Consider the following 22,974-nt stretch of genomic DNA (forward strand, 5'->3'; position numbering starts at 1 on the left):
AACAAATGCCATATGTTATGCCTAGCTCTCGACTCTTGCCACCTTGGGCAACGAGAGGGAGGCGGCCAGACCGCCCAGTTCGGCGCGGCCCATGATGAAACTGCCTCGATAGGCTTCCGCCAGATCGGAGACGATGTTGAGACCCAGGCCCGAGCCCGGCACCTTCTCGTCGAGCCGCACCCCGCGCAGCACCGCCTTGGCGATCTGATCCTCGCTCATGCCGGGGCCGTCATCCTCGATACGCAGGGTGATCCAGCCTCCCAGCTCGGCGCTGGAGATGCGCAGCTCGCTGGCGGACCACTTGAAGGCGTTCTCCAGCAGGTTGCCTACCATCTCATCGAAATCCTGCTCTTCCACCCCGACCGCCAGATTGGCGGGCACTTGCAGATCCACTGTCTTGCCCGGATAGAGGCGGGAGAAGGCGCGGCAGATATACTCCACCCGCGCCCGCACCGGGGTCGAGACCCCGAGGATCTTGGCGGCGCCGGTCACCCGCGCCTTGCCGAGGTGGTAATCGATATGGCGCTGGATCTGATCGAGCTGCTCGCCGATGGCGGCCTGATCCTCCGGCGGCAATTGAGCCACCTGATTGCGCATGATGCTGAGCGGCGTCTTGAGGGCGTGAGCCAGATTGCCAGTGTGAGAACGGGCCCGCTGCAGCAGCTCACCGTAGTGGTGCAGCAGCCGGTTGATATCCTCCACCAGCGGCTGGATCTCCAGCGGATAGCGCAGCCGGAAGCCCTCCTGATGGCCCTCGTGAACCCGCCCCAGTTCGCGGCGCAGCAGGTGCAGCGGCCGCAAGCCGTAGACGATCTGGAACATGAAGCCGAGTACCAGACCGGCGGCGGCAAAGCCGAGGCCGAGGAACAGGCTGATCCGAGTCTTGTTGAGGGTTTGGGCCAGGGCGCTGCTGTCCTTGGCCATCACCAGAGTGAACACCCGATCCGAACCGGGCAGCAGCACGGTACGGGTCATGATCAGCAGCGGCTCCTTGTTGGGCCCCTTGCCGACGAAGAGGTCGGGATCGCCAAACGCCGACTTGAGGCCGTCGCTCTTCAGGTTGGTATCCCACAGGGAACGGGAGCGCCCCACCACATCACGGCCCAGCTCCAGCTGCCAGTAGTAGCCGGAGTAGGGTTGATTGAAACGGGGATCGGAGAGGGAGCCGGTGACCACCGGCAGGCCGGTTTTGGCCACTTCCAGCCGGGAGAGCAGATCATAGAGCTGCAAGCGCAGACCGTCGGCCTCCGCCTCCTGCCAGTAGTTGCGCATCATGGTCTGCAGACTGAAACCGGTGGCGAACAGAAACAGCCCACACCAGACCAGCGCGATGGCGACCAGTCGCCCCCGCAGGGTTCTGACCAGCCTCATTCGTTGATCCGGTACCCGAGGCCGCGCACTGTCTCAATCAGATCGGGGTTGGTTTTCTTGCGGATCCGGCCGATGAACACCTCCACGGTATTGGAGTCACGGTCAAAATCCTGAGCGTAGATGTGGTCGATCAGCTCGCTGCGCGACACCACCTTGCCCCGATGCTGCATCAGGTAACCCAGCACCCTGAACTCGTGGGCGGTCAGCTTGATGGGGGTACCTTCGTACCACACCTGCGACGCCGCCATGTCGAGCCGCACTCCGCCAATCTCCAGAATTGAGCTGGCGTTGCCCGCTGCCCGGCGCACCAGCGCATGGACCCGCGCTACCAGCTCGGCCACCTGGAACGGCTTGGTCAGGTAGTCATCGGCACCGGCGTTGAGCCCCTCTATCTTCTCGTGCAGCTGACCACGGGCGGTCAGCACCAGCACCGGGGTATCGATCCCCTTGCTGCGCCACTCTTTCAGCACGCTCAGGCCATCGCGCCCCGGCAGGCCGAGGTCGAGAATGATGGCATCGTAGGGTTCGGTCTCGCCGAGAAAACCGGCCTCGTTGCCATCGTGGCAGAGGTCGGTGACAAAGCCGGAGAGGCGCAGCTGTTCGGCCAGCTGGCCAGCCAGAATTTTTTCGTCTTCAACAATCAGAATTCGCATGAACAGGCTTCCACACAGGGGTTATTCATCATCCTCGACCGGGGGCTTTGGCGGTTCGAACAACCGCTCCAGATGGTGGCCCTTGGCCCACACCAGCTCAAGGTTGTCAGCCCGATAGGCCACCTTGATCACGCTGTTCTCCCGATCGATGACTCGCAGTTCATAGAGCCAGATACCATCCTCTTCCCCCAGATCTACCCGCAACACCCGCACCGGCAATCTGGCCGCCACCTCCATCATTTCATGGAAGGGCCGAACCCGTCCCTCATGGACAGCTTGCTGCAGCTGGGCTTCATCAGGCGTGACCGCCTGTGCCAGCAACGGCAGCAATAACCCAAGCAGAGGGAGCGCTCTATTCATGGATGATTCATCTCCAAAAACCTAACATAATGGCGTTTATAGTCTGCCAGCCATGAATCCGGAATGAATATGATCCCGCGCAGTTTCCTGCTGATCCTTTGCCTGTTGAGTGCCACAAGCTGGGCGGCCCAGAACCGTCTCGACATGGCCGGGCTGGTCAAACTCTTGCTGGCGCAAGGGTATCACGACATTCGGGAAGTGGAGCTGGAAGGGGACAAATTCGAGGTCAAAACCCTCAATCACCAGGATCAGAAGGTGCATCTCATCGTCGATGCCTACACTGGCGAGATAAAACAACAAGAGGTCGATTAGGCCTCTTTTGCATTCCAGCGTCCCCGCATGGGGCGCAGCAGTTTCTCCCGTCTCGGCCAGAGCAGGGCGCAGGCCAGCAGCAAGTAGATGAGGGGCTCCCCCCAACCACTCTTGAGTGACCACCAGTAGTGCACCGGCACCAGCAAGGCGATGGCATAGACCCAGTTGTGCAGCTTCTGCCATGCGGCGCCCATGCGGCGCTGCAATGCGGGCAGCGAAGTGATGCTGAGGGCGGCCAGCAGCAGCAATGCCACCATCCCCACCACGATATAGCTGCGCTTGACCAGCTCGCCGCCAATCAGGCCCCAGTCAAACTGCAGATCCAGCCCCAACCACGCCATAAAGTGGAGCAGCGCCCAGGCAAAACACCAGAGCCCGAGGGGGCGGCGCAGCTTGATGAGCTGCCCCTGCCGCCAGCGCTTGGCCAGCGGCGACACCAGCAGGGTGAGCAGCAGCAGGTTGAGCGCCCCCTTGCCGAGGTAGTGGATAAGTTCTGGCACCGGATCGCCCCCCAGCAGACCCGCTGGAATGGCAAAAGCCAGCCAGAGCAGGAAGCCGAGGGAGCCCAGATGCACCAGCACCCGCAAGCCGCTGATATGGGCCGGTTTCAATCTCAGTACCATTGGCGCAGATCCATCCCCTGATAGAGCGAGGCGACTTCGTCACCATAGCCGTTGAACATCAGGGTCGGCTGACGCTTGGCACCAAATACTCCACCCTCGCCAATAAAACGCTCGCTGGCCTGACTCCAGCGCGGGTGATCCACCTGCGGATTGACGTTGGCGTAGAAGCCATATTCGTTGGGAGCCAGCAGGTTCCAGGTGGTCGGCGGCATCTCCTCTACCAGCCGGATCGAGACGATGCTCTTGATGCTCTTGAAGCCGTACTTCCATGGCACCACCAAGCGGATCGGCGCGCCATTCTGGGCGGGCAGGGTCTTGCCATAGAGCCCCATCGCAAGGAAAGAAAGAGGATGCATCGCCTCGTCGATACGCAGCCCTTCGACGTAGGGATACTCGATGCCGCCCCCCAGACTGGAGGCCTGCCCCGGCAGCTGTTTCGGATCAAACAGGGTTTCGAAGGCGACAAACTTGGCACGACTGGTGGGCTCGGCACGGCGGATGATCTCCGCCAGCGAGATGCCATTCCAGGGCAGTACCATGGACCAGGCTTCAACGCAGCGCAGCCGGTAGATCCGCTCCTCCAGCTCGCTCTTGTTGATGAGATCCCACACATCGAGTGTAAAGGGCTTGGCCACCTCCCCCTCCACCTTGAGGGTCCAGGGTTCGGGCTTGAGGTAATGGCCGTTGCGAGCCGGGTCGGACTTGTCGGTGCCGAGCTCATAGAAGTTGTTGTAACTGGTGGCCTTCTCTTCCGGTGTCAGTACCAGATTGGCCTGGCGCTCCGCAGGCTTGCTGTTGAGCGGTTTGGTAGCTAATTGGGGGGCATCCTCTTTACCGCGCAGCAGGTCGAGCACTCCGGCCTGAGTGGGAAACGCCAGGGTGGCTGCGCCCAGACCCAGCCCTTTGAGAATAAGGCGGCGGTCCTGATAGACGGCTTCCGGGGTAACATCCTGTTCGGTGAGGGGGTGGGCGGTACGACGCTTGATCAACATTAAAAACTCCCGGGGCTGAGTGAGGCAGTATGGATAAGACCCGCCCCGGCAGATTTTTATTTCACACAAATTTACATCATGTGGTGCAGGGGCAGTGCCTTGGCCATGGTGCCGACCAGAAACAGGACTACGAACACCAGCAGGGGAACGATCACATTTGGCGCCATCAGACTCACTCCATGAGCAGGACAGGGCCTCTAACTATGGCCGACTGTCAGGCCGGTCACCAATGAATTTTTTCGCGAGCGCAAGCGTATTCCTGAGTTGAAAAGGGTGATGAAGATCACACACAATTCTGCCCCCGCTTGCCGCCCCGATTGCCGGGGGTAGGCTGCCCATTATGCGAAGCCAACTGAAGAGTCGCCCCATGAGCCCACTGATCGCCATCGCCATCACCACTGGAATTCTCTCCGCCGTCTGGGGCTGGATTGCCGTCGCGTTCGGCCTTATCTCCTGGGTCGGCTTTCTCGGCTGTACCAGCTACTTCGCGTCAAGCGGTGGCTACAAGGCGCTGCTGCAGACCATCTTCTGCAACACCAGCGGCATGCTGTGGGCACTGCTGCTGATCCATGGCGACAGTCTGTGGGGGGCGGGCGTGGCGGGTTACGTGATGACGGGGGTGGTCGCAACCCTGATGTGCGTACAGGCCAAGCAGCAGTGGCTCGGCTACATTCCCGGCACCTTTGCCGGTTGCTGTGCCACCTTCGGGGCGGCTGGTGAGTGGCGGCTGATCCTGCCCTCCCTCATCATTGGCGCCTTGTTCGGCTATCTGATGAAGGCGAGCGGCCTCTGGCTCTCCCATAAAACCCAGAAAGCCGATGCCGCTCCGGCAGTAGTTGATCCCGCCTGATTTCATTCACTCGCCAGATCATCGGCGCACCCTTGAATTCAGCTACCCGATGAAGGCGAGCGGCCTCTGGCTCTCCCATAAAACCCAAAAAGCCGATGCCGCTCCGGCTGTGGTTGATCCCGCCTGATTTATCCCTTCGATTTGAAGTTTGCTGCTTCGATACCGTGCCGATTCAATAACTTGTAAAAATCGGTACGGTTTCTGCCCGCCAGGTTGGCCGCCAGAGTCACGTTGCCTTCGGTAGTGCGCAGCAGCCGGATCAGATACTCCTTCTCGAATTCGGCACGAGCCTCGTTGAAGGAAGGGATGCCACCACCGCCGCCGCTCAGGGCGGACTCCACCATGGAGACCCCGATCACCGGGCTGCAACAGAGGCTGGCGAGTTGCTCCACCAGATTGCAGAGCTGACGCACGTTACCGGGCCAGGCAGCGGCGGCCAACATCGCCAGCGCCTCCGGCGAGAAGCCCATCGCGGCGCAGTCGCTGTGGCGGCAGCGATAATCATCCAGCGCCTGTCTGGCCAGCAGCGGAATGTCTTCACTGCGGGCACAGAGAGACGGTAAGGTGATATTGGCGACGTTGAGACGATAGAAGAGATCTTCCCGAAAGCGTCCCTCCTCCATCGCCTTGACCAGATCCTGATGGCTGGAGCTGAGCACACGCACCTCCGGCGTGCCCTGGCCATACTCCTCCATCACCTGCAGCAGCTTGGCCTGCAAGGATTCCGACAGGCTGCCAATTTCGTCGAGAAACAGGGTCGCCCCCTTGGCCTGCTCGAACAGACCGGATTGGCCATCTTCACCAAACAGCTGCAAGTCGAGTGACGCCCACGGAATGGCGGCGCAGTTGATGGTATGGAGCGGCTTGTCGCGGCGCTGGCTGGCCTGGTGCAGCGCCTGCGCCATCGCCCCCTTGCCGGAGCCTGACGGCCCCATGATCAGTACCGGCACCTCCATGGTGGCGATGCTGTGAGCCTGGATCAGTAACTGTTCCAACTGGGGATTGCGGGTCAGGATCAGTGACTGCCACTCCTGCTGCTGTTTCGGCCGGGTCAGGCTGAGAGCATGCTCTATGGTGGCCAGCAGCTCATCCTTGTCAATGGGCTTGGTCAAAAAGCTGAAGACGCCGGAGCGGGTCGCCTGAATGGCATCCGGGATGGTGCCGTGGGCGGTCATGATGATCACCGGCAGCCCCAGCCACTGGGCCTGGATCCGCTCGAACAGCGCCAGACCGTCCATGCCCCCCATCCGCAGATCGCTCAGCACCAGATCGGCCCGCTGCTGGCGCAGCCGGTCGAGGGCCCCTTCCGCACTGTCGGCAGTATCCACCTCATAACCCTGACTGCGCAGCCGCATGCTCATCAGCTTGAGCAGACTGACGTCATCATCCACCAGCAAGATCCGGCTCATGGTATTACCTCACGATGCTCGTTGAGCTTGCGCTGGTTGAGCTGGTCATCGATGGCGGTCAGCTGTTCGATCTGGCGACGCAACCGCTGGATCTCCTGACTCTGATCATCGCGTCGGCTGTCGCGAGCCAGCAGCTGTTCGCCGAGGGCGATCCAGCTGCGCAAAAATGCCTGCGCATCGAGACCCAGCTCGGGCAGCATCTGCTTCAGGCGCGCCAGCCCGGCGGTACGATTGGCCACCGATTCGGCCGGGTGGGAATCCACCATCGCCAGACTGACCCGGCTCTCCAGATCATCCGCCCCTTTCAGGCGTTGACGCTCCTGCATCCGCTGCTGGGGGTGACTGGCCAGCAACCAGTCGGAGTATTGCAGACGTACCTGCATCTCCTTGTTGGCAAACTCCATCCGCTTGGCAAAAGCGATATCGGTGGAGTTCTGCTGTTCGTGCTGTGGCAGCAGGGCGCAACCCGCGAGCAGCCCTGCCATCAGAGCTGGAAATACGCGCTGTATCTTCATAGTTCTCTTTTCAACGTCAACCTGAAGCAGACATCCGCCTGTTCATCTTTCACCAGAACCAACTCACCTCCGAGACTATGGGCAGACTCCCGTGCGATAGAGAGGCCCATACCAGAGCCTTTCAATACACCTTGTCGCACTGTACTGCCTTGTTCGAAGGGTTCAAAAATACGTTGCTGATCGGCAGCGGGGATCTCTGGCCCCTCGTTGGCTACCTCCAGCCAGCTTGTCTGTTCATCCTGCCCTGCCCTGATCCAGATATTGCCCCCGCTGGCGCCGTAACTGACAGCGTTGGAGAAGAGGTTATCGAGGATCAGTCTCAACCGGTAGGGCTCCGCCCACAGGGTAACCGGCCCGGTCGGCAAGTGTACACGGATCTGCTTGGACTCCAATGCCAACCGGTACTCGATGGTGAGTTCTGACAGCATGGGCAGTAGGGGGACAGATTCCAGCTCAAATGCCTCCTGCTGGGTGAGTCGATTGAAGTCGAGCAACCGCTCGATCAGGGTTTGCAAACGGCGACTGCTCTCGTCCAGCATCTGGCAGATCTCCAGCTGATCCGGCGTCAACGGCCCGACCAGCTGCTCGCAGAGCAGATCCGACCCCTCCCGCAGCACCGCTAGCGGGGTCTTGAGCTCGTGGGAAACATGACGCAGAAACTGGTACTTTTGCTGCTCCAGCTCCTTGAGCTTGTCGTAAAGCCAGAGGATCCGCTCCCCCAGCAACACCAGCTCGGCGGGGCCATCTACCGGCCTTGGATCCGGCTCGACCCCCGCCCCCAGGCTCAAGATGCGCGACTCAATCTGTCGTACCGGGTGGATGATCAGGTAGGTGAAGATAAAGACCATCAGCAGGCTGAGCGCCGCTACAGCGCCGCTCACCCACCAGAGCTCCCTGGTCAGTCCGGCGATGGTGAGTCGCACCCGATCCATGTGTTCGTCAACCCGGCTGCGGGTGACCATCTCAAGCTGCTTGTTGGCATCGTTAAACAGCTCTAGCTTGTCCCCCGCCACCGCAGCCTGGGCCAGCGCGGCATCCTGCAAGCTGTCGAGCCAAGCCAGCCCCTGATCGAGCCCCCTGTAGAGCTGACCGTCGGAGATAGAGCTGCGATGTTCTGCCAGCAACACCCGATACCCGTCGAGTTGCTGCTGGTAGCTGGTGAGGCTGCGGCGATCCCCCAGCACCGCGAAGCGGCGCAAGGTGCGTTCGATATCGATGGCTTGCGCCGTCAGCAGGGTGGCGCGGCGGGTATCCTTGACCGCCCGCTCCATCTCGTCGCTGGTGAGCTGACTGAGGTGGGCAAGGGAGGTGCTGTTGTGCCAGATCATGCCGCCCAGCGGCATCAACACCAGCACAAATCCCATCAATACTACCTGCAGCAGGGAGCGTGGGCGAACCTTGGTCATCATCTCTTCTCTTGCATTCTCACCGGTGCGCCAGCATAGCCGCACCGCCCCAAAAAACAAAACCGGCCAACAGGCCGGTTTGTATTATCTGGATTGTGGTGATTCACGCCAACGCGACAGAGGCCAGACAGATAATCATGATCAGCGCCAGCGCACCCGAAGCGGTCAACAGCGCCCATTTCAGCTCCACACTCATGCAAACCTCCTTTCTGCGAATCAGTGCCGGATCACAATAGATAAGACAATGTTAAGCCATAGTTAATCCGATAACCGTGAGCTGCGTATACATTTCAGATGAGCCCAACCTAGGGAAGGTGAGCATGTTCTATCTGTGTAGCATTGGTTCCAATATTGACCCGCATATTCATGTCAGCCGCGCGCTGGCTGAGCTGTTTGCGAACGTCGGCCCCCTGCGGCTGAGTTCGGTGATCCGCACCAAGCCGGTGGGAATGCACTCCAGCCACGACTTTCTCAACTGTCTGCTGGTGGTGGAGAGCCCGCTCGATGCCGCCCGCCTCAAGCAGCACTTTGTCGCCCTCGAGGTAGCTCACGGTCGGGATCGCAGCGATCCGCTCTGCAAGGTGCACGATCGGCCGCTCGACATCGATATTCTGGCCAGCAACAGGAGCGGTGACTTTGCCTCGGCAGAGGTCGATTCCTATCTGGCGGAGCTGCTGGCCGAGCTCTATGGCCATGGCGAGGTGCATGACCCCAAGGTGGCGCTGCAAGTGACACTCCCTGCCCCGTCGGGCAAGCTCAAACCCGGCAAGGGCTTGCTGACCCGGCAGGTCGGGCTGGAGCCGCTGGTGCTTGGCAAATCTTCAGAGAGTGGCCAGCGCGCGCCCGCCATCTACCTTGATGCTGGCCCCCGTCATATAACTGTTCCCCATCAGTAACTGCACCGCCTGCCAGATGGGCTCCAGTCCCCCCTCCCGCGCCAGCGGCGTTTTCGCCAACACCTGCTGGCGCCACGCCTCGTCATGCTCGTCGAGAAACAGAATGGGGCCCGGCTCTATGGTGTTGACCCGAACCGCTGGCGCCAGCTCCCGGGCAAAGCTCATGGCCAGCGAATGGGCCCCTGCCTTGGTGGCCACATAGCTGGCAAAACGGGGGGCCGGGGCATGGATATAGATATCGGTGATGTGAATGATGCTGGCGTTGGGATTGCTGGCCAGTCGGGGGGCCAGCGCCCGGTTTAGCTGGAAGGGGGCCGCCATGTGCACCCGGTAGAACTGCTCGAACTGGGCCAGTTGCGCCGCCGGATCAGTTGCCTGCGGCTCGAAGGCCGAAGCGTTGTGGATCACTAGCGCCAGATCCTGATGGGCAGCCAGCACATCGATCAGCTTGCCAACGTCATCTTCCCGGCCAAAATCCGCCGGCACCAGTTCGACCCCCAATGCAGCCAACGTGGCCAGCTCCGGCCGCTCTCTGCGATAACTGCCCGTCACCTGCCAACCCGCTGCCACCAGCTGTTCACAGAGATAAAATCCGAGTCGACGGCCGCAGCCCGTAACCAATGCACGCATACGATCTCCTTTCCCTTTCATGGTCTTGCATGAACGAAGCCCGCCTGCCAGCGGATCACCGCCGATGGCTGGTGCCTATCAATCCCTGCGGCACAAGCCATTGGTCGCGAGCTACCCGCCCGCGTCATAGTGGCGGCATCCCCCTCTTGCGGAGTCACCACCATGCTGAAAGTACACCACCACATGGGTCGCCTGACCCACACCCTCACTGCCGGACTCGGCCTGGCCGAGGCGCTGGATCGCCTGCATCAATCGGGTCTTGGCGGCCTGCCAGTGCTGGATGAGCAGAAACGGCTGATCGGCTTTCTTTCCGAACAAGATTGCATCCCCAGCCAGCTCACCGGCAGCTACCACTGCGATACCCGCACCCGGGTGGAGGATCTGATGAACCGCTCGCCCCTCTCGGTCGGGCCGGATGAGAGCATTCTGGATCTGGCTCGCCAGATGGCCGATGCCAAGCCCAAGATCTACCCGGTGCTGCAACAGGGCAAGGTGATCGGCATCATCAGCCGCCGTCAGGTGATGCAGGCCCTCAACCAGCAGATGAAGGTGTGCCAGCAGACCTAAATCTGGTAACGCCCCTTGTCACCGATATCGAAGTGCAGGGGCATCCGCCACTTGGCCAGCGCCAGCAAGGTCAACAGGGCCCCGCAGACCAGCGCCACCAGTGCGGCGGCCCACTCCACCCGCAACCACTCCAGCAACCATAACGCCGGCAGCAATACGGGCACCAGCTTGATGCCGGGAATGGCGAAACAAAACTGCTCCTTGAACGCCAGCCCGGAGAGGGTCGCCAACGCAGCCCCCAGCACCAGCGCATCCGGTGCCCCCACCGCGGCCAAGGCCAGTGCGCCCCAACCAAATCCCTGCAGAGTCATGCGAATCCGCTTGTCGTAGATATGCAGCGAGAAGCCGCAGATTGCGCTTGCCACTGCCAGCGACATCAACCATTGTGCCGACGGGAGCAATGCCATCCCGCTCAGCAGCGCCGCACCGCGGCAAAGCAGCAACAGGGCAGCCGCACTCAAGCCAAGGCGGTAGAGCGAGACGGTCAACTTGTCGATCCCGTCCAGCAGGCTCTCGATTTCAGGATTTGCCATAAACAGTCGCTCCTAACGGATCAGGTGCCATCCAATATACTGGAATCAGGTCTTGGAATATCTTCAAACGGGCTCAGGAGACGTAGTTTGCGTGTGATCTCCCTGTTTTGGTTGCTGTTTCCACTCGGATTGCCCGCCAAAGAGCTGGTGATCTGCGGCACCATGGAGCCCCCGCTCAAGTATCTCGATGCCGATCAGAAACCCCGCGGACTCGATATCGACATCGTCACCGCCATCTTCGACAAGCTGGAGACGCCCTTTCGGATCGAGCTGGCCGACTCCGGCGCCCGCCTCACCCGCAATGCCGAAACCGGCGCCTGCGACCTGGTGATGACCCACTCCTACAAGGCGGAGCGGGAGAGTTATCTCATCTACCCGCAGCAGGCCCATATCCGCCACAGCTGGCACTTCTTCGTGCGCAAGGCGGACCTGATGAAGATCCGCTACGAAACGCTGGCCGACCTCAAACCCTGGCGCATCGGCATGACCAAGGATTTCTCCTACACCCCTGAACTGGCAGCGGCCATGACCGACCCGGCCTATCAGTTTCAGGAGATCACCATGAACCAGCTGCAACTGCGCAAACTGCTGGCCGGACGGATCGATACCGTGCCGATGCCGCTGGTCACCGCCTTCACCCAGATCAAGGAAGAGGGGCTGACGGGAAAGATCGATTACCTGCCCAAACCGCTCAAGAGCAGCCCCTACTTCAACACCTGGGCCCGCGCACGAGCGGATGCACAGACCCCCGCCCTGATGGCGGCCTACGATGCCGAACTGCTGCGCATGAAGCGAAACGGCAGCCTCAAGGCCCTCTACGACAAGTACGCCATCCCCTATATCGAACCCTGATCAAGGGGTCAGGGTTTCGCACGGGAGATGGATCTCTACACCCTACCCCTTATACAACCCACCTCAAGGCTTCACGTCCCGCAGGATCGGATTCTGCAGCGAAATCAGGGTTTCAGTGGACTGGATCTCGTCGATGGTCTGGATCTTGTTGATCAGCACTATCTGCAGCTCGTCGATGGAGCGGGTCATCACCTTCATGAAGATGCTGTAGTGGCCCGTGGTGTAGTAGGCCTCCACCACCTCGTCCAGCGCCTGCAGCTTGGCCAGTGCCGAGGGGTAATCCTTGGCACTCTTCAGATTGATCCCGATAAAGCAGCAGACGTCGTAACCCAGCTTCTTGGGGTTAACCTGCACCCGTGTCCCCTCGATGATCCCCGCCTGTTTCATCTTCTCCACCCGCACATGGATGGTGCCCGGGCTGACCGCCAGTTGTTTCGCAAGTTCGGCGTAAGGGATTCGCGCATTTTCCATCAGAGCGGTGAGGATGGCCTGATCGAGATTATCGATCCGGTAATTTTCCGGCATTTTTTTGCACTCCCGTTGACGATACCTCATTAAATAACGGCTTATTTTGAAGAAAAAAATACATAAAGCCTATTTCTATTATCGAATATTGAATTTAGTTAGCGATCCGTTGAAGAATCACCACATCCAACGGGGTTTGAAACAGGAATTCAGCATGAAACAGCACTACATTCGCAGCCAACAGCAGATCAGCTTCGTCAAAGAGATGTTCTCCCGCCAACTCGCCCAGCAGCTGGGTCTGATGGAGGTGCAAGCCCCCATTCTGAGCCGGGTCGGTGATGGCACTCAGGACAACCTCTCTGGCCACGAGAATGCAGTGCAGGTCAAAGTGAAAACCCTGCCGGAGCACAGCTACGAAGTGGTTCATTCACTGGCCAAATGGAAGCGTCAGACTCTCGGTCGCTTCGGGTTCGGCCCGGGCGAAGGGATCTACACCCACATGAAGGCGCTGCGTCCGGATGAAGACAAGCTCACCCCCATCCACTCCGTCTACGTGGATCAGTGGGACTGGGAGAAGGTGATGCCGAGCGAGCGCCGTGATCTGGCCTATCTGCAGGAAACCGTGCGCGGCATCTGGGCCGCCATCAAGGCCACCGAGCGCGCAGTCTGCGCCGAACATGAGCTGACCCCCTTCCTGCCGGCCGAGATCCAGTTCCTGCACAGCGAAGAGCTGCTGGCCCGTTACCCGGACCTCGATGCCAAGGGGCGCGAGCGTGCCATCGCCAAAGAGCTGGGCGCCGTGTTCCTGATCGGCATCGGCGGTGCCCTCTCCCACGGCGAGCGCCACGATGTGCGTGCCCCGGACTATGACGACTGGAGCAGCCACAGCGAGCTGGGTCTGGCAGGCCTGAACGGTGACATTCTGGTGTGGAACCCGGTGCTGCAAGACAGCTTCGAGATCTCCTCCATGGGGATCCGGGTCGATGCCGAGGCTCTGCGCCGCCAGCTTGCCATCACCGGCGACGAGGATCGCCTGCAGTATGACTGGCATCAGGATCTGCTGGCCGCACGGATGCCGCAGACCATCGGCGGCGGCATCGGCCAATCCCGTCTGGCCATGCTGCTGCTGCAAAAAGAGCATATTGGTCAGGTTCAAGTCGGCGTCTGGCCAACCGAGATGAAAGCCGCCATCCCGGGCATGCTGTAAACGCGTTGATTTCATCGGTCTGGCCTGCGCGCAGTGGCTCGCGGGTCAGCCCTGAAGGTGTGTGGCGGTGCGGACTGAACGAGCGCAGTCCGAACATGCTGTAAGTCGCGTGGTCATCCCTGATGACCCACGGCGAAACCGGGGCTTGCCCCTGCGACCCGCTCAACCCACGTCAGGTCGCGTCACTACATTCCTCCCGGCAATCTTCGGATTGCCGTTTTTTTGCGCCCGAATCCCCGCCACCAGATATGACAACGCCAGCCCGAAGGCTGGCGTTGCAAACATCGACACGAGATCGGTTACTGGGTCATGGTCAGACCGTTGCTGTCGGCCCCCAGCACCAGCTTTTTGCCCGGCACGATGCGACCGGAGAGCAGGGCCTGTGCCAGCGGGTTCTCCACCTTTTGCTGGATCGCCCGCTTGAGGGGCCGCGCCCCGTAGACGGGGTCGAACCCGGCATGCACCAGCTTCTCGAGCAGCGCTTCGCTCACCTTCACCTCGTAGCCCTGAGCCTCCAGTCGGCCCATCAGGCTCTTGAGCTGGATGCGGGCGATGGACTTGATGTGATCCTCGCCGAGCGGATGGAACACCACGGTCTCGTCGATCCGGTTGATAAACTCCGGCCGGAAACTGCGGGTCAGCACATCCATCAGCATGGCCTTCATCTCGTCGTAATCCTTCTCGGAGTGGTGCTCCTGAATCAGATCCGACCCGAGGTTGGAGGTCATGATCACCACCGAGTTGCGGAAATCGACGGTCCGACCCTGACCATCGGTCAGGCGGCCATCATCAAGCACCTGCAACAGGATGTTGAACACATCCGGATGCGCCTTCTCCACCTCGTCCAGCAGGATCACCGAGTAGGGACGACGGCGCACAGCCTCGGTCAGATAACCACCCTCTTCATAACCCACGTATCCGGGAGGCGCCCCCACCAGACGGGCCACGCTGTGTTTCTCCATAAACTCGGACATATCGATCCGCACCATGGCATCCTGGGTATCGAACAGGAACTCCGCCAGCGCCTTGCACAGCTCGGTCTTGCCCACCCCGGTGGGCCCCAGGAACAGGAAGGAGCCGATGGGGCGATTCGGATCGGAGAGACCGGCACGAGAGCGACGAATGGCGTTGGAGACCGCATCGACCGCCTCCTCCTGACCAATCACCCGGCTGTGCAGCTGATCTTCCATCCGCAGCAGCTTGTCGCGCTCCCCTTCCAACATGCGGGCGACCGGAATACCGGTCCAGCGGGCCAAGACGTCTGCAATCTCCACGTCGGTGACGCGGTTGCGCAGCAGACTGGTCTCCTGCATCTCGGCCTGAGTGGCGAGATCCAGCTGTTTCTCCAGCTCCGGAATGCGGCCATATTGCAGCTCGGACATCCGACCCAGGTCGCCTGCGCGGCGCGCCACATCGAGATCCTGACGGGCCTGCTCCAGCGCAGCCTTGATATGCTGGGTGCCGGCAAGGGCGGCCTTCTCGGCCTTCCATACCTCGTCCAGCTCGTTGTATTCCCGATCCTTCTCGCCAATCTCCTGATTGATCAGCTCCAGCCGTTTGCGGCTGGCGTCGTCGTCCTCCTTCATCAGCGCCTGCTGCTCCAGCTTGAGCTGGATGATGCGCCGCTCGAGGCGATCGAGCGCCTCCGGCTTGGAGTCGATCTGCAACCGGATGCTGGCTGCCGCCTCGTCAATCAGATCGATAGCTTTGTCAGGCAACTGGCGATCCGCAATGTAGCGGTGCGACAGCTGGGCCGCCGCCACAATCGCGGGGTCGGTGATCTGCACATGGTGGTGCAGCTCGTAACGCTCTTTCAGGCCGCGCAGGATGGCGATGGTGTCCTCCACGCTCGGCTCTTCCACCAGCACCTTCTGGAAACGGCGCTCCAGCGCGGCATCTTTTTCGATGTACTGACGGTACTCATCCAGGGTGGTGGCGCCGACGCAGTGCAGGTCGCCGCGGGCCAGCGCAGGTTTCAGCATGTTGCCCGCGTCCATCGCCCCTTCGCCCTTGCCGGCACCGACCATGGTGTGCAGCTCGTCGATAAAGAGGATGACGTTGCCCTCCTCCTTGGCGAGATCGGTCAGTACGGCCTTGAGCCGCTCCTCGAACTCACCGCGATACTTGGCACCGGCCACCAGCGCCCCCATGTCCAGCGACAGCACCCGCTTGTTCTTGAGACCTTCCGGCACTTCGCCGTTGATGATGCGCTGGGCCAGCCCCTCCACGATGGCGGTCTTGCCGACACCGGGAGCACCGATCAGCACGGGGTTGTTCTTGGTGCGGCGTTGCAGCACCTGAATGGTACGGCGGATCTCGTCATCACGGCCGATCACCGGGTCGAGCTTGCCGATTTCGGCCCGCTCGGTCAGATCGATGGTGTACTTCTCCAGCGCCTGACGGTTCTCCTCGGCGTTGGCATCTTCCACCTTCTTGCCGCCACGCACCTTGTCGATGGCCGCTTCCAGTTTCTCCTTGGTCAGCCCCTGGGCGCGCAGCAGCTCACCCAGCGTTCCCTTGTCGTCGAGGGCCGCCAGCACGAACAGCTCGGAGGAGATGAACTGATCCTTGCGCTGCTGGGCCAGTTTGTCGCAGACGTTGAGCAGACGGCCGAGGCCGTTGGAGAGCTGCACGTCCCCTTCTACGCCGCTCACGCGCGGCTGGCGATCCAGCTCCTCGCCAAGGCGGGAGCGCAGGGCGTTGATATCCATCCCGGTCAGGGTGAGCAACGGACGGATGGAGCCGCCATCCTGATTGACCAGTGCGGTCATCAGGTGAACGGGTTCGATGAATTGGTGGTCACGACCCAGCGCAAGAGACTGGGCATCGGAAATAGCAATCTGGAATTTGCTGGTAAGGCGATCGAGGCGCATTGCACTCCCCCTTCAAACAGGCAGACGCCGCTTGCGCGGCAAACAACTTAACTTTCTGAGATGAAAGATGAGGCCCGTACGGGCTATTTCAAGGGCATGGACTGGTTATTTTTTCTGCAAGGCGGGGAGAGGGCAGGATCCCCGCCTCTCTCATACGGATCTGTTCTTGAGAGAGACGGGCTATTACTTGGCGGGTGATTGCTTAGCGGGCCAACCAGATGATGGAGGCCATCCGGCCGGTCTGGCCGTTGCGACGATAGGAGTAAAACTGCTCGCTATCGCTGAAGGTGCAGTATTCGCCGCCATAGACGGCGGTAACGCCGGCACGGGCGAGGCGCAACCGCGCCAGCTGGTAGATATCCGCCAACCATTTGCCGTCGTTGAACGAAGGGACGAACGCCGCTTCTGCTTCAGCCTGCTCAGCCATAAAGGCCTCGCGCACCTCTCCCCCCACTTCAAATGCAGTGGGGCCAATGGCCGGGCCCATCCAGGCTAGGATCTCGCCCGGCTCGCAACCCATGGCGGCGATACTCGCCTCCAGCACGCCCTCTTTCAGTCCACGCCAGCCAGCATGGGCGGCGGCCACCACGGTACCGGCCCGATCGCAGAACAGCACCGGCAGACAGTCAGCAGTCATCACGATGCAGGCCTGATCCGCCTCATGGGCGCAGGCGGCATCAGCATCCGGTGCCTGCTGATAATGGCTGTTGACCTGATGAACCACGGTGCCGTGCACCTGATTGAGCCAGTTAAGGGGCCCCGGGATGGCGGCCGCCTGCTGCAAGCGGGCGCGATTGGCCTCGACTCGCGCCGGTTCGTCACCCACGTGGGCGCCCAGATTGAGACCGGCAAAGACCCCTTCACTGACGCCGCCATCCCGGGTGGTCGACAACGCCCTGACACACGCCGGGGCTGGCCAGTCGGGTTCGATCCATTTCATCTGTGACTCCTTCAATTCACCGATATAAAAACGGGGCTCCTGCAAGGGAACCCCGATTGGCATCTATTCGGGCCGGATGACGCCAGAAACCGACGCAGCAGGCCCTATCGCATCAGTTCCAGACTAAATCATCCGGATTGGCGAGAGTATCCGCGCGCAGCACTTCCATCAGCTCCACCATGTCTTGCGGTGTAGCTGAGTGCCACTGCATCACTTCACCCGTGATGGGGTGAGCCAGTTGCAACATGGTGGCATGCAGCGCCTGACGGTTGAAGTTGCGCAGTGCCTGGGTCAGCTCGGGGGTCGCGTTGCGCAGCGGGCGCAGACGGCCACCGTAAGCGGGATCACCCACCAGCGGGTGCTTGATGTGGGCCATGTGGACACGGATCTGGTGGGTACGGCCGGTCTCCAGACGCAGACGCAGACGGGTGTGGCCACGGAACTTCTCGTGAACCCGGTAGTGAGTCACGGAAGGACGGCCATTGGGCACCACGGCCATATGAGTACGCTGGGTCGGGTGACGGCCTATGGGCGCATCGACGGTGCCACCTGCGGTCATGTGACCGATGGCGATCGCTTCGTACTCACGGGTGATCTGGCGCGCCTGCAACGCTTCCACCAGATGGGTCTGGGCGGGTACGGTTTTGGCAACCACCATCAAACCTGTGGTGTCTTTATCCAGACGGTGCACGATACCGGCGCGGGGCACCTCGGCAATGCCGGGGTAGCGGTGCAGCAGGGCGTTGAGGATGGTGCCATCCGGCGTACCTGCGCCCGGGTGAACCACCAGACCGGCCGGTTTGTCGATCACCAGAATGTGTTCATCTTCATAAACGATGTTGAGCTCGATATCCTGGGCATCCCAGCGAGTATCATCTTCCAGCTCGACATTCACATGCACCTGCTGCCCGGCCAGAATCTTCTCGCGCGGGGTGTTGGCAACCTGACCGTCCAGGGTCACTCTGTCCTGTAAAATCCACTCCTTGATGCGGGTGCGGGAGTAGTCTGGAAACAATTCGGCCAGGGCCTGGTCGAGTCGCTGCCCGAATTGGTGATCCTGGAATTCGCCTGTCAGTTCAATATGCTGGCTCATGTATGGTCTCTTGAGCGGGGGGTATCAATTCGAAATAATCCGGGTATTCTAGCTTTTCTTTTAGCCAAGCATAACGGATACTTTGCCAATTTCGTGGAAATGGACCGGATGTTGTTGATGGGAAAGAAGTCTCACCTGCTGATGTCGCTCGCCTTGGTCGCTACCTTGATCACAGGCTGTTCCAGCACCAAACCCAAGGTACCCGACGAACCGCCGGAGACCCTGTACCAGAAAGCACGCCTCAAACTGGACGTTGGCAATTACGTGCAAGCCACTGAATTGCTGGAGGCTTTAGACTCTCGCTACCCGTTCGGCGCCTACTCCAACCAGGTGCAGCTTGACCTCATCTATGCCTACTACAAGCAGGATGATACCGCTCAGGCGATCGCCAATATCGACCGTTTTATCCGCCTCAATCCGGCGCATAAAAATATCGATTACGTCTTCTATATGCGCGGCCTGACCAACATGGCGGCGGATTACAACTTCTTCCAGAGCCTGTTCGGTATCGGTCGTGACGACAAAGACCCGGCTTATGCCCGTCAGGCATTCCAGGATTTCAAGACCCTGCTGCAAAACTACCCCAACAGCGTCTATGCCGCCGATGCCCGCGCTCGCATGATTGGCCTGAAGAATCGTCTGGCCCGATATGACCTGAGCGTGGCCGAGTATTACGTGAAGCGTGATGCACTGGTCGCGGCCGCCAACCGGGCCAAGCTGATTGTCGAAACCTACCCCGACACAGCCGAAACCGAGAAGGCACTGGAGATCATGGTCGAGTCTTACGACTCTCTGAAGATGCCGCAGCTGGCCAAGCATGCCCGCGAAGTACTGGCCAAGAACTACCCGGAGAACCGCCTCGGCCGTGGCTGAGTGATACGGATAAACCGGTAATAAAAAAACCGATGCCAAGGCATCGGTTTTTTTATCTTTGCAATCCACCAATCCGGCTGGGTGAAGTTCCTGCAACCCATAGCGGTCGCGGCCCCTCACACCCCATCTATCCCATTCATTAGCCACCTGCGAGATGGCCGCATCGTGAAGTTCGCTTATCACCAAGGGTTGCAAACCCGCTGTCAGCCCGACGCCAGGCCGGGAAGAGCGGAACCGTCACCACACGGCCATATTGCCTCGTCCAATGCCCCTGAATGGGAACAGATGGCTCAATGGCACAGTACTCCTGTCACCAGAGTCAACTGTTGCTCTTTGTCCGAGCGCAGAGCGGTCTGGGCCAGCAACTGATAGGGAATCCCCTCCATCAGCTTGACCCTCTCCCCGGCCGTACCATTGACCAACACGGCATCAAACCGGGCATCACGACAGGCAACCACATCCCTCACTTTCTCCCTGTCCAGATTCATTACCTGCATCTGCTCATAGGCAGAGAGCAGACCAAGCTCCGTCTCCCCCAATTGCCAGCCGGCGATGCGATCCCGCTTCTCGAGCGGTATTCCCTCAAGCAACCGGGCCATCTTTCCCGATACTCCCTTGGCGGCATCGATCAAGGGGTAAACCAGTGTAAAGGTGAGCAGAAACATGATGGCCACCGAGCTGGCAACATGAGTAGCGCCATGCACCTCCTTGCGCCGCAACAACAGCGCCAGCGCAATCACGAAGAGCATACTGGCGGGGATATAACGCCACCACAGCTTGCTGGCGACCTGTAGCACGTCTGCCGGAACATGACTGGCCACCGGTAGTGAAGGGCCCAGCAAAGGTAGCCCTATGACCACGACACAGAACAGCAGCATGAAACAGAGCCATCCCCGACCATAGCGAGCCGTCCATCCCGGCCAGTTCAGGCTGACCTGACCCAGCATGATGGCAAATACCGGCAACAACGGAAAAAGATAGAGGGTGCGCTTGGTGGATGAGAGGGTTAACAGCAAAAGGGTGCCCACTGCCCAGCACAACAGAAATAACCTCTCACGACTCCAGCGTCGCTGTTTGATGGTTTGCCAACCCCAATAGAAAATGAATGGCAACCAGGGGATGGTATATTCAGCCATCCCCCATAAATAATAAAGATATGCCCCTTTCTTGATATGGCCGAGTTCGGTCGAGGTGCCTGTCAGGCGGCCTACCTGATTCTGCCAGAACCACTCATTCCATAAAGCATCGCCATCGACATGATTAATTAATTCACGAATCCACGCTGCCACTGGCAATATAAAACAGAGCAGCATCAGCAGATGCTGCCAGATAAATCCTGGCAGTTTTTTGTCGATGGCGGCACATCTTGCAGCGAAGAAGAATAGCGGGAACCAGCCAAAAAAAACTGTCATTGGCCCAATAGGACCTTTTGCCATAAAACAGCCCGCCAACCCTATTCCGGCCAGTATCGCCATCCACCGACGGCTTACAAGGTAATATTCTGAAAATGCCCAAAGGGTAAATATGACAAAGAAGGCAAGCACACTGTCCGTTCTAATCCAGTGCGTGTTGATGATAAATCCTTCCATGGTGCCCAGTGCGATCACCGACCAGATCGCGGCCGATCTATTGCCAAGCAGGCGATAGGCCAGCAGGCCGGTAAAGAGCAGCATACCCGCCGCCCAGACCACGCCCGCCAACCGCAGGCTATTGGTCACCCCCAGCCAGGATTCAAACCCATCAAGAAACGGCAGAGCGGCCATATAGAAGAGCGGCGGCTTCTCGATAAAGCTGTGCCCGCCAAGGGTCGGTACCACCCAATCGCCATTGCGGTACATCTCGAGTGCAATGGCTGCCTCACGCGGCTCGTCAGGGGTCCAGAGCTGATGGTCAAACTGGCCAAACAGCAGCACCAGCGTAACCAGCAGCAACATCCAGCAGAGCGTGCGCTCCGAAATATCAGCACTCTGCATGGCTCATACCTTCTGTAATGGTCTCCCCACGCCCGATGGCATAGTAGGAAAAGCCCAGCCCCTTCATCTTGAGCGGATCGTAGAGATTGCGACCATCGACGATGAGGGGGTGCGCCAGCATCTTCCTGATCTGGGCAAAATCGGGCGCCTTGAACTCGTTCCACTCGGTACAGATGACCAACGCATCCGCCCCCGCCAGCGCTGCCTCCCTGGTCCCCATCAGCGACAGCTCGGGCTGGCAACCATAGATACGCTGTGCCTCCTTCATCGCCACCGGATCGAAGGCCTGCACCCGGGCCCCCTCCTGCCAGAGCGCCTCCATCAACACCCGGCTCGGCGCTTCGCGCATGTCATCCGTATTGGGCTTGAAGGCGAGTCCCCAGATGGCGATGGTCTTGCCCGCCAGCGACTCGCCTCGCTCGTGAAAGTGGCAGGCCAGGGTGTCGAAGAGCTTGAACTTCTGCCGCTCGTTGACCCGCTCCACCGCACGAATAAGCGGCGTGTCGTAGTCGAGGGCCGCTGCAGTCGCCAGAAATGCCCTCACATCCTTGGGGAAACAGGATCCGCCATAACCACAACCGGGATAGATAAACTGGTAGCCGATGCGCTGGTCGGCACCAATCCCCTGCCGCACCAGCTCGATATCGGCACCGACCCGCTCGGCCAGCCCGGCCATCTCGTTGATAAAGCTGATCTTGGTGGCCAGCATGCAGTTGGCGGCGTACTTGGTCAGCTCGGCACTGCGAACATCCATAAACAGAATGCGGTCGTGATTGCGATTAAATGGCTCATACAACTCGCGCATCACGGCTCTGGAACGCTCCTTGCCGGTGCCGATAACGATGCGATCCGGGCGCTGGCAATCCCTGACGGCCGCCCCCTCTTTCAGAAATTCCGGATTGGAGACCACATCGAATTCAAACTGCTTGCCAAGTTCGGCCTGCTGCTCCCTGACCCAGTAAAACACCTTGTCTGCCGTACCAACCGGCACGGTGGATTTGTTGATGATGATCACCTCATCTGCACGATGCTGGGCAATCGATCTCGCCACCGCCCTGACGGCGCTCAGATCGGCCGAACCATCCTCATCAGGGGGCGTACCGACGGCGATAAATTGCACGTCACCATGGGTAACCGCCATGGGAATATCCGTGGTGAATGTCAGCGAGCCATTTTGCAATGTCTGGTGTAATAACACATCCAGTCCCGGCTCATATATTGGTAATTCGCCATGGGATAATCTATTTATTTTATCTGCATCGAGATCGATACAAACAACCTGGTGCCCTACATCTGCCAATACAATTGCCTGTACCAGTCCGACATAGCCACTGCCAAACACTGTGATATTCATAACGATTTTTCCATAATGCGTAATGATGGAAACTTTACATCCTTTACTCAATTGCACTACGGGCAATTTGTAACAAGCAATGTCAATTCTGAATGACACCCAACCTGTTGAGCAATAGCAGATGATTTAGATGGCGACAGTCAAAAAAGTGGCTAAACACCAACCTAAAATAAAGCCAAGCGATTTTTTGTTACGAGATATTTCCATATTAAGCCACGCCATCAAAA

At 59.8% G+C, this 22,974-nt stretch carries 24 protein-coding genes; 7 read left to right on the plus strand and 17 right to left on the minus strand.

Annotation, left to right across the window (positions count from 1 at the left end; genetic code table 11):
• Window positions 1-21: 21 nt before the first annotated feature.
• Genes G5253_RS09860 through G5253_RS09870 form a run of 3 tightly spaced genes read right to left on the minus strand, consistent with a single transcriptional unit; the run spans window position 22 to window position 2,384 of the window.
• Entirely contained in the window at window positions 22-1,371 is a 1,350-nt protein-coding gene (locus G5253_RS09860) for a sensor histidine kinase (protein WP_266135201.1), read from the minus strand.
• A complete protein-coding gene (locus G5253_RS09865; protein ID WP_005339826.1) occupies window positions 1,368-2,024 on the minus strand; it encodes a response regulator transcription factor in 657 nt (218 codons plus the stop codon). The genes G5253_RS09860 and G5253_RS09865 overlap by 4 nt, the downstream gene beginning before the upstream one ends.
• A 21-nt stretch (window positions 2,025-2,045) precedes the next feature.
• A complete protein-coding gene (locus tag G5253_RS09870) occupies window positions 2,046-2,384 on the minus strand; it encodes a PepSY domain-containing protein (protein WP_005341875.1) in 339 nt (112 codons plus the stop codon).
• Window positions 2,385-2,447: 63 nt separating this feature from the next.
• Here G5253_RS09870 and G5253_RS09875 point away from each other — a divergent pair, with 63 nt between their 5' ends.
• Window positions 2,448-2,696 carry a PepSY domain-containing protein gene (locus tag G5253_RS09875; RefSeq protein ID WP_266135202.1) on the plus strand — a complete coding sequence of 83 codons (249 nt, stop codon included), beginning with the start codon at window positions 2,448-2,450 and terminating at the stop codon, window positions 2,694-2,696.
• Here the strand turns inward: G5253_RS09875 and msrQ are convergent.
• Window positions 2,693-3,319 carry a protein-methionine-sulfoxide reductase heme-binding subunit MsrQ gene (msrQ, locus tag G5253_RS09880; protein ID WP_266135203.1) on the minus strand — a complete coding sequence of 209 codons (627 nt, stop codon included), beginning with the start codon at window positions 3,317-3,319 and terminating at the stop codon, window positions 2,693-2,695. The genes G5253_RS09875 and msrQ overlap by 4 nt on opposite strands.
• Window positions 3,310-4,311: a protein-methionine-sulfoxide reductase catalytic subunit MsrP gene (gene msrP, locus G5253_RS09885; RefSeq protein ID WP_266135204.1), complete on the minus strand. Its 1,002-nt coding sequence runs from the start codon at window positions 4,309-4,311 to the stop codon at window positions 3,310-3,312. The genes msrQ and msrP overlap by 10 nt, the downstream gene beginning before the upstream one ends.
• A 367-nt stretch (window positions 4,312-4,678) precedes the next feature.
• On the opposite strand from msrP, the gene G5253_RS09890 reads away from it, so the two are divergent.
• Complete coding sequence (locus G5253_RS09890; RefSeq protein ID WP_005339809.1) at window positions 4,679-5,161, plus strand: DUF1097 domain-containing protein; 483 nt, start codon at window positions 4,679-4,681, stop codon at window positions 5,159-5,161.
• A gap of 128 nt (window positions 5,162-5,289) precedes the next feature.
• Here the strand turns inward: G5253_RS09890 and G5253_RS09895 are convergent, their stop codons facing one another.
• From G5253_RS09895 to G5253_RS09910, 4 genes are all read right to left on the minus strand, one after another.
• A complete protein-coding gene (locus tag G5253_RS09895) occupies window positions 5,290-6,570 on the minus strand; it encodes a sigma 54-interacting transcriptional regulator (protein WP_266135205.1) in 1,281 nt (426 codons plus the stop codon).
• The gene (locus G5253_RS09900) at window positions 6,567-7,085 is read right to left on the minus strand and encodes a hypothetical protein (RefSeq protein WP_266135206.1); all 519 of its coding nucleotides are present in this window, start codon (window positions 7,083-7,085) and stop codon (window positions 6,567-6,569) included. The genes G5253_RS09895 and G5253_RS09900 overlap by 4 nt, the downstream gene beginning before the upstream one ends.
• Entirely contained in the window at window positions 7,082-8,491 is a 1,410-nt protein-coding gene (locus tag G5253_RS09905; RefSeq protein WP_216954464.1) for a sensor histidine kinase, read from the minus strand. The genes G5253_RS09900 and G5253_RS09905 overlap by 4 nt, the downstream gene beginning before the upstream one ends.
• Before the next feature lie 103 nt (window positions 8,492-8,594).
• Complete coding sequence (locus tag G5253_RS09910) at window positions 8,595-8,687, minus strand: YnhF family membrane protein (protein WP_216952243.1); 93 nt, start codon at window positions 8,685-8,687, stop codon at window positions 8,595-8,597.
• Between the two features lie 124 nt (window positions 8,688-8,811).
• Here G5253_RS09910 and G5253_RS09915 point away from each other — a divergent pair, with 124 nt between their 5' ends.
• Window positions 8,812-9,387, plus strand: a complete 576-nt coding sequence (locus G5253_RS09915) for a 2-amino-4-hydroxy-6-hydroxymethyldihydropteridine diphosphokinase (protein WP_266135207.1) — start codon at window positions 8,812-8,814, stop codon at window positions 9,385-9,387.
• Here the strand turns inward: G5253_RS09915 and G5253_RS09920 are convergent.
• Window positions 9,313-10,017, minus strand: coding sequence for an SDR family oxidoreductase (locus G5253_RS09920; RefSeq protein ID WP_266135208.1), 705 nt, complete (start codon window positions 10,015-10,017; stop codon window positions 9,313-9,315). The two genes, G5253_RS09915 and G5253_RS09920, sit on opposite strands and share 75 nt — an antisense overlap.
• Window positions 10,018-10,179: 162 nt before the next feature.
• Here G5253_RS09920 and G5253_RS09925 point away from each other — a divergent pair, with 162 nt between their 5' ends.
• The gene (locus G5253_RS09925) at window positions 10,180-10,584 is read left to right on the plus strand and encodes a CBS domain-containing protein (RefSeq protein WP_266135209.1); all 405 of its coding nucleotides are present in this window, start codon (window positions 10,180-10,182) and stop codon (window positions 10,582-10,584) included.
• Here G5253_RS09925 and G5253_RS09930 read toward each other — a convergent pair.
• Entirely contained in the window at window positions 10,581-11,117 is a 537-nt protein-coding gene (locus G5253_RS09930; protein WP_266135210.1) for a DUF2301 domain-containing membrane protein, read from the minus strand. The genes G5253_RS09925 and G5253_RS09930 overlap by 4 nt on opposite strands.
• An 87-nt stretch (window positions 11,118-11,204) precedes the next feature.
• Here G5253_RS09930 and G5253_RS09935 point away from each other — a divergent pair, with 87 nt between their 5' ends.
• A complete protein-coding gene (locus G5253_RS09935) occupies window positions 11,205-11,969 on the plus strand; it encodes a substrate-binding periplasmic protein (protein WP_266135211.1) in 765 nt (254 codons plus the stop codon).
• A gap of 63 nt (window positions 11,970-12,032) precedes the next feature.
• On the opposite strand, the gene asnC is transcribed toward G5253_RS09935, so the two are convergent.
• Window positions 12,033-12,494, minus strand: coding sequence for a transcriptional regulator AsnC (gene asnC / locus G5253_RS09940; protein ID WP_005339783.1), 462 nt, complete (start codon window positions 12,492-12,494; stop codon window positions 12,033-12,035).
• Between the two features lie 154 nt (window positions 12,495-12,648).
• Here asnC and asnA point away from each other — a divergent pair, with 154 nt between their 5' ends.
• Window positions 12,649-13,641: an aspartate--ammonia ligase gene (asnA, locus tag G5253_RS09945; RefSeq protein WP_266135212.1), complete on the plus strand. Its 993-nt coding sequence runs from the start codon at window positions 12,649-12,651 to the stop codon at window positions 13,639-13,641.
• 299 nt (window positions 13,642-13,940) lie between these two features.
• Here asnA and clpB read toward each other — a convergent pair whose 3' ends face one another.
• The 3 genes from clpB to rluD form a co-directional block, all read right to left on the minus strand.
• Window positions 13,941-16,514: an ATP-dependent chaperone ClpB gene (gene clpB / locus G5253_RS09950; protein WP_266135213.1), complete on the minus strand. Its 2,574-nt coding sequence runs from the start codon at window positions 16,512-16,514 to the stop codon at window positions 13,941-13,943.
• A gap of 202 nt (window positions 16,515-16,716) precedes the next feature.
• On the minus strand, window positions 16,717-17,454 hold the full coding sequence (gene pgeF, locus G5253_RS09955; RefSeq protein WP_158113522.1) for a peptidoglycan editing factor PgeF: 738 nt from the start codon (window positions 17,452-17,454) through the stop codon (window positions 16,717-16,719).
• A 112-nt stretch (window positions 17,455-17,566) separates the two neighbouring features.
• Window positions 17,567-18,547, minus strand: coding sequence for a 23S rRNA pseudouridine(1911/1915/1917) synthase RluD (gene rluD, locus G5253_RS09960; protein WP_005339771.1), 981 nt, complete (start codon window positions 18,545-18,547; stop codon window positions 17,567-17,569).
• A 117-nt stretch (window positions 18,548-18,664) separates the two neighbouring features.
• Between rluD and G5253_RS09965 the strand changes: the two genes are divergently transcribed.
• On the plus strand, window positions 18,665-19,420 hold the full coding sequence (locus G5253_RS09965) for an outer membrane protein assembly factor BamD (RefSeq protein WP_058056274.1): 756 nt from the start codon (window positions 18,665-18,667) through the stop codon (window positions 19,418-19,420).
• 290 nt (window positions 19,421-19,710) lie between these two features.
• Here G5253_RS09965 and G5253_RS09970 read toward each other — a convergent pair whose 3' ends face one another.
• Together G5253_RS09970 and G5253_RS09975 are read right to left on the minus strand one after the other, a co-directional pair.
• On the minus strand, window positions 19,711-21,258 hold the full coding sequence (locus G5253_RS09970) for an ArnT family glycosyltransferase (RefSeq protein WP_266135214.1): 1,548 nt from the start codon (window positions 21,256-21,258) through the stop codon (window positions 19,711-19,713).
• Window positions 21,259-21,379: 121 nt separating this feature from the next.
• Window positions 21,380-22,747 carry a UDP-glucose dehydrogenase family protein gene (locus G5253_RS09975; RefSeq protein WP_266135215.1) on the minus strand — a complete coding sequence of 456 codons (1,368 nt, stop codon included), beginning with the start codon at window positions 22,745-22,747 and terminating at the stop codon, window positions 21,380-21,382.
• Between the last annotated feature and the right edge of the window lie 227 nt (window positions 22,748-22,974).

Source organism: Aeromonas sp. 602658 (genome assembly GCF_049173005.1).
GTDB classification, from domain to species: domain Bacteria; phylum Pseudomonadota; class Gammaproteobacteria; order Enterobacterales; family Aeromonadaceae; genus Aeromonas; species Aeromonas veronii_A.

Coding starts and splice junctions, on each gene's coding strand:
- pgeF (WP_158113522.1), bottom strand. CDS start 17,454: ATGAAATGGATCGAACCCGACTGGCCAGCCCCGGCGTGTGTCAGGGCG.
- asnA (WP_266135212.1), top strand. CDS start 12,649: ATGAAACAGCACTACATTCGCAGCCAACAGCAGATCAGCTTCGTCAAA.
- msrP (WP_266135204.1), bottom strand. CDS start 4,311: ATGTTGATCAAGCGTCGTACCGCCCACCCCCTCACCGAACAGGATGTT.
- G5253_RS09890 (WP_005339809.1), top strand. CDS start 4,679: ATGAGCCCACTGATCGCCATCGCCATCACCACTGGAATTCTCTCCGCC.
- G5253_RS09900 (WP_266135206.1), bottom strand. CDS start 7,085: ATGAAGATACAGCGCGTATTTCCAGCTCTGATGGCAGGGCTGCTCGCG.
- rluD (WP_005339771.1), bottom strand. CDS start 18,547: ATGAGCCAGCATATTGAACTGACAGGCGAATTCCAGGATCACCAATTC.
- G5253_RS09895 (WP_266135205.1), bottom strand. CDS start 6,570: ATGAGCCGGATCTTGCTGGTGGATGATGACGTCAGTCTGCTCAAGCTG.
- G5253_RS09910 (WP_216952243.1), bottom strand. CDS start 8,687: ATGAGTGTGGAGCTGAAATGGGCGCTGTTGACCGCTTCGGGTGCGCTG.
- G5253_RS09925 (WP_266135209.1), top strand. CDS start 10,180: ATGCTGAAAGTACACCACCACATGGGTCGCCTGACCCACACCCTCACT.
- G5253_RS09870 (WP_005341875.1), bottom strand. CDS start 2,384: ATGAATAGAGCGCTCCCTCTGCTTGGGTTATTGCTGCCGTTGCTGGCA.
- G5253_RS09865 (WP_005339826.1), bottom strand. CDS start 2,024: ATGCGAATTCTGATTGTTGAAGACGAAAAAATTCTGGCTGGCCAGCTG.
- G5253_RS09915 (WP_266135207.1), top strand. CDS start 8,812: ATGTTCTATCTGTGTAGCATTGGTTCCAATATTGACCCGCATATTCAT.
- G5253_RS09930 (WP_266135210.1), bottom strand. CDS start 11,117: ATGGCAAATCCTGAAATCGAGAGCCTGCTGGACGGGATCGACAAGTTG.
- G5253_RS09860 (WP_266135201.1), bottom strand. CDS start 1,371: ATGAGGCTGGTCAGAACCCTGCGGGGGCGACTGGTCGCCATCGCGCTG.
- G5253_RS09905 (WP_216954464.1), bottom strand. CDS start 8,491: ATGACCAAGGTTCGCCCACGCTCCCTGCTGCAGGTAGTATTGATGGGA.
- G5253_RS09920 (WP_266135208.1), bottom strand. CDS start 10,017: ATGCGTGCATTGGTTACGGGCTGCGGCCGTCGACTCGGATTTTATCTC.
- G5253_RS09975 (WP_266135215.1), bottom strand. CDS start 22,747: ATGAATATCACAGTGTTTGGCAGTGGCTATGTCGGACTGGTACAGGCA.
- G5253_RS09875 (WP_266135202.1), top strand. CDS start 2,448: ATGAATATGATCCCGCGCAGTTTCCTGCTGATCCTTTGCCTGTTGAGT.
- G5253_RS09965 (WP_058056274.1), top strand. CDS start 18,665: ATGGGAAAGAAGTCTCACCTGCTGATGTCGCTCGCCTTGGTCGCTACC.
- clpB (WP_266135213.1), bottom strand. CDS start 16,514: ATGCGCCTCGATCGCCTTACCAGCAAATTCCAGATTGCTATTTCCGAT.
- msrQ (WP_266135203.1), bottom strand. CDS start 3,319: ATGGTACTGAGATTGAAACCGGCCCATATCAGCGGCTTGCGGGTGCTG.
- G5253_RS09970 (WP_266135214.1), bottom strand. CDS start 21,258: ATGTACCGCAATGGCGATTGGGTGGTACCGACCCTTGGCGGGCACAGC.
- asnC (WP_005339783.1), bottom strand. CDS start 12,494: ATGCCGGAAAATTACCGGATCGATAATCTCGATCAGGCCATCCTCACC.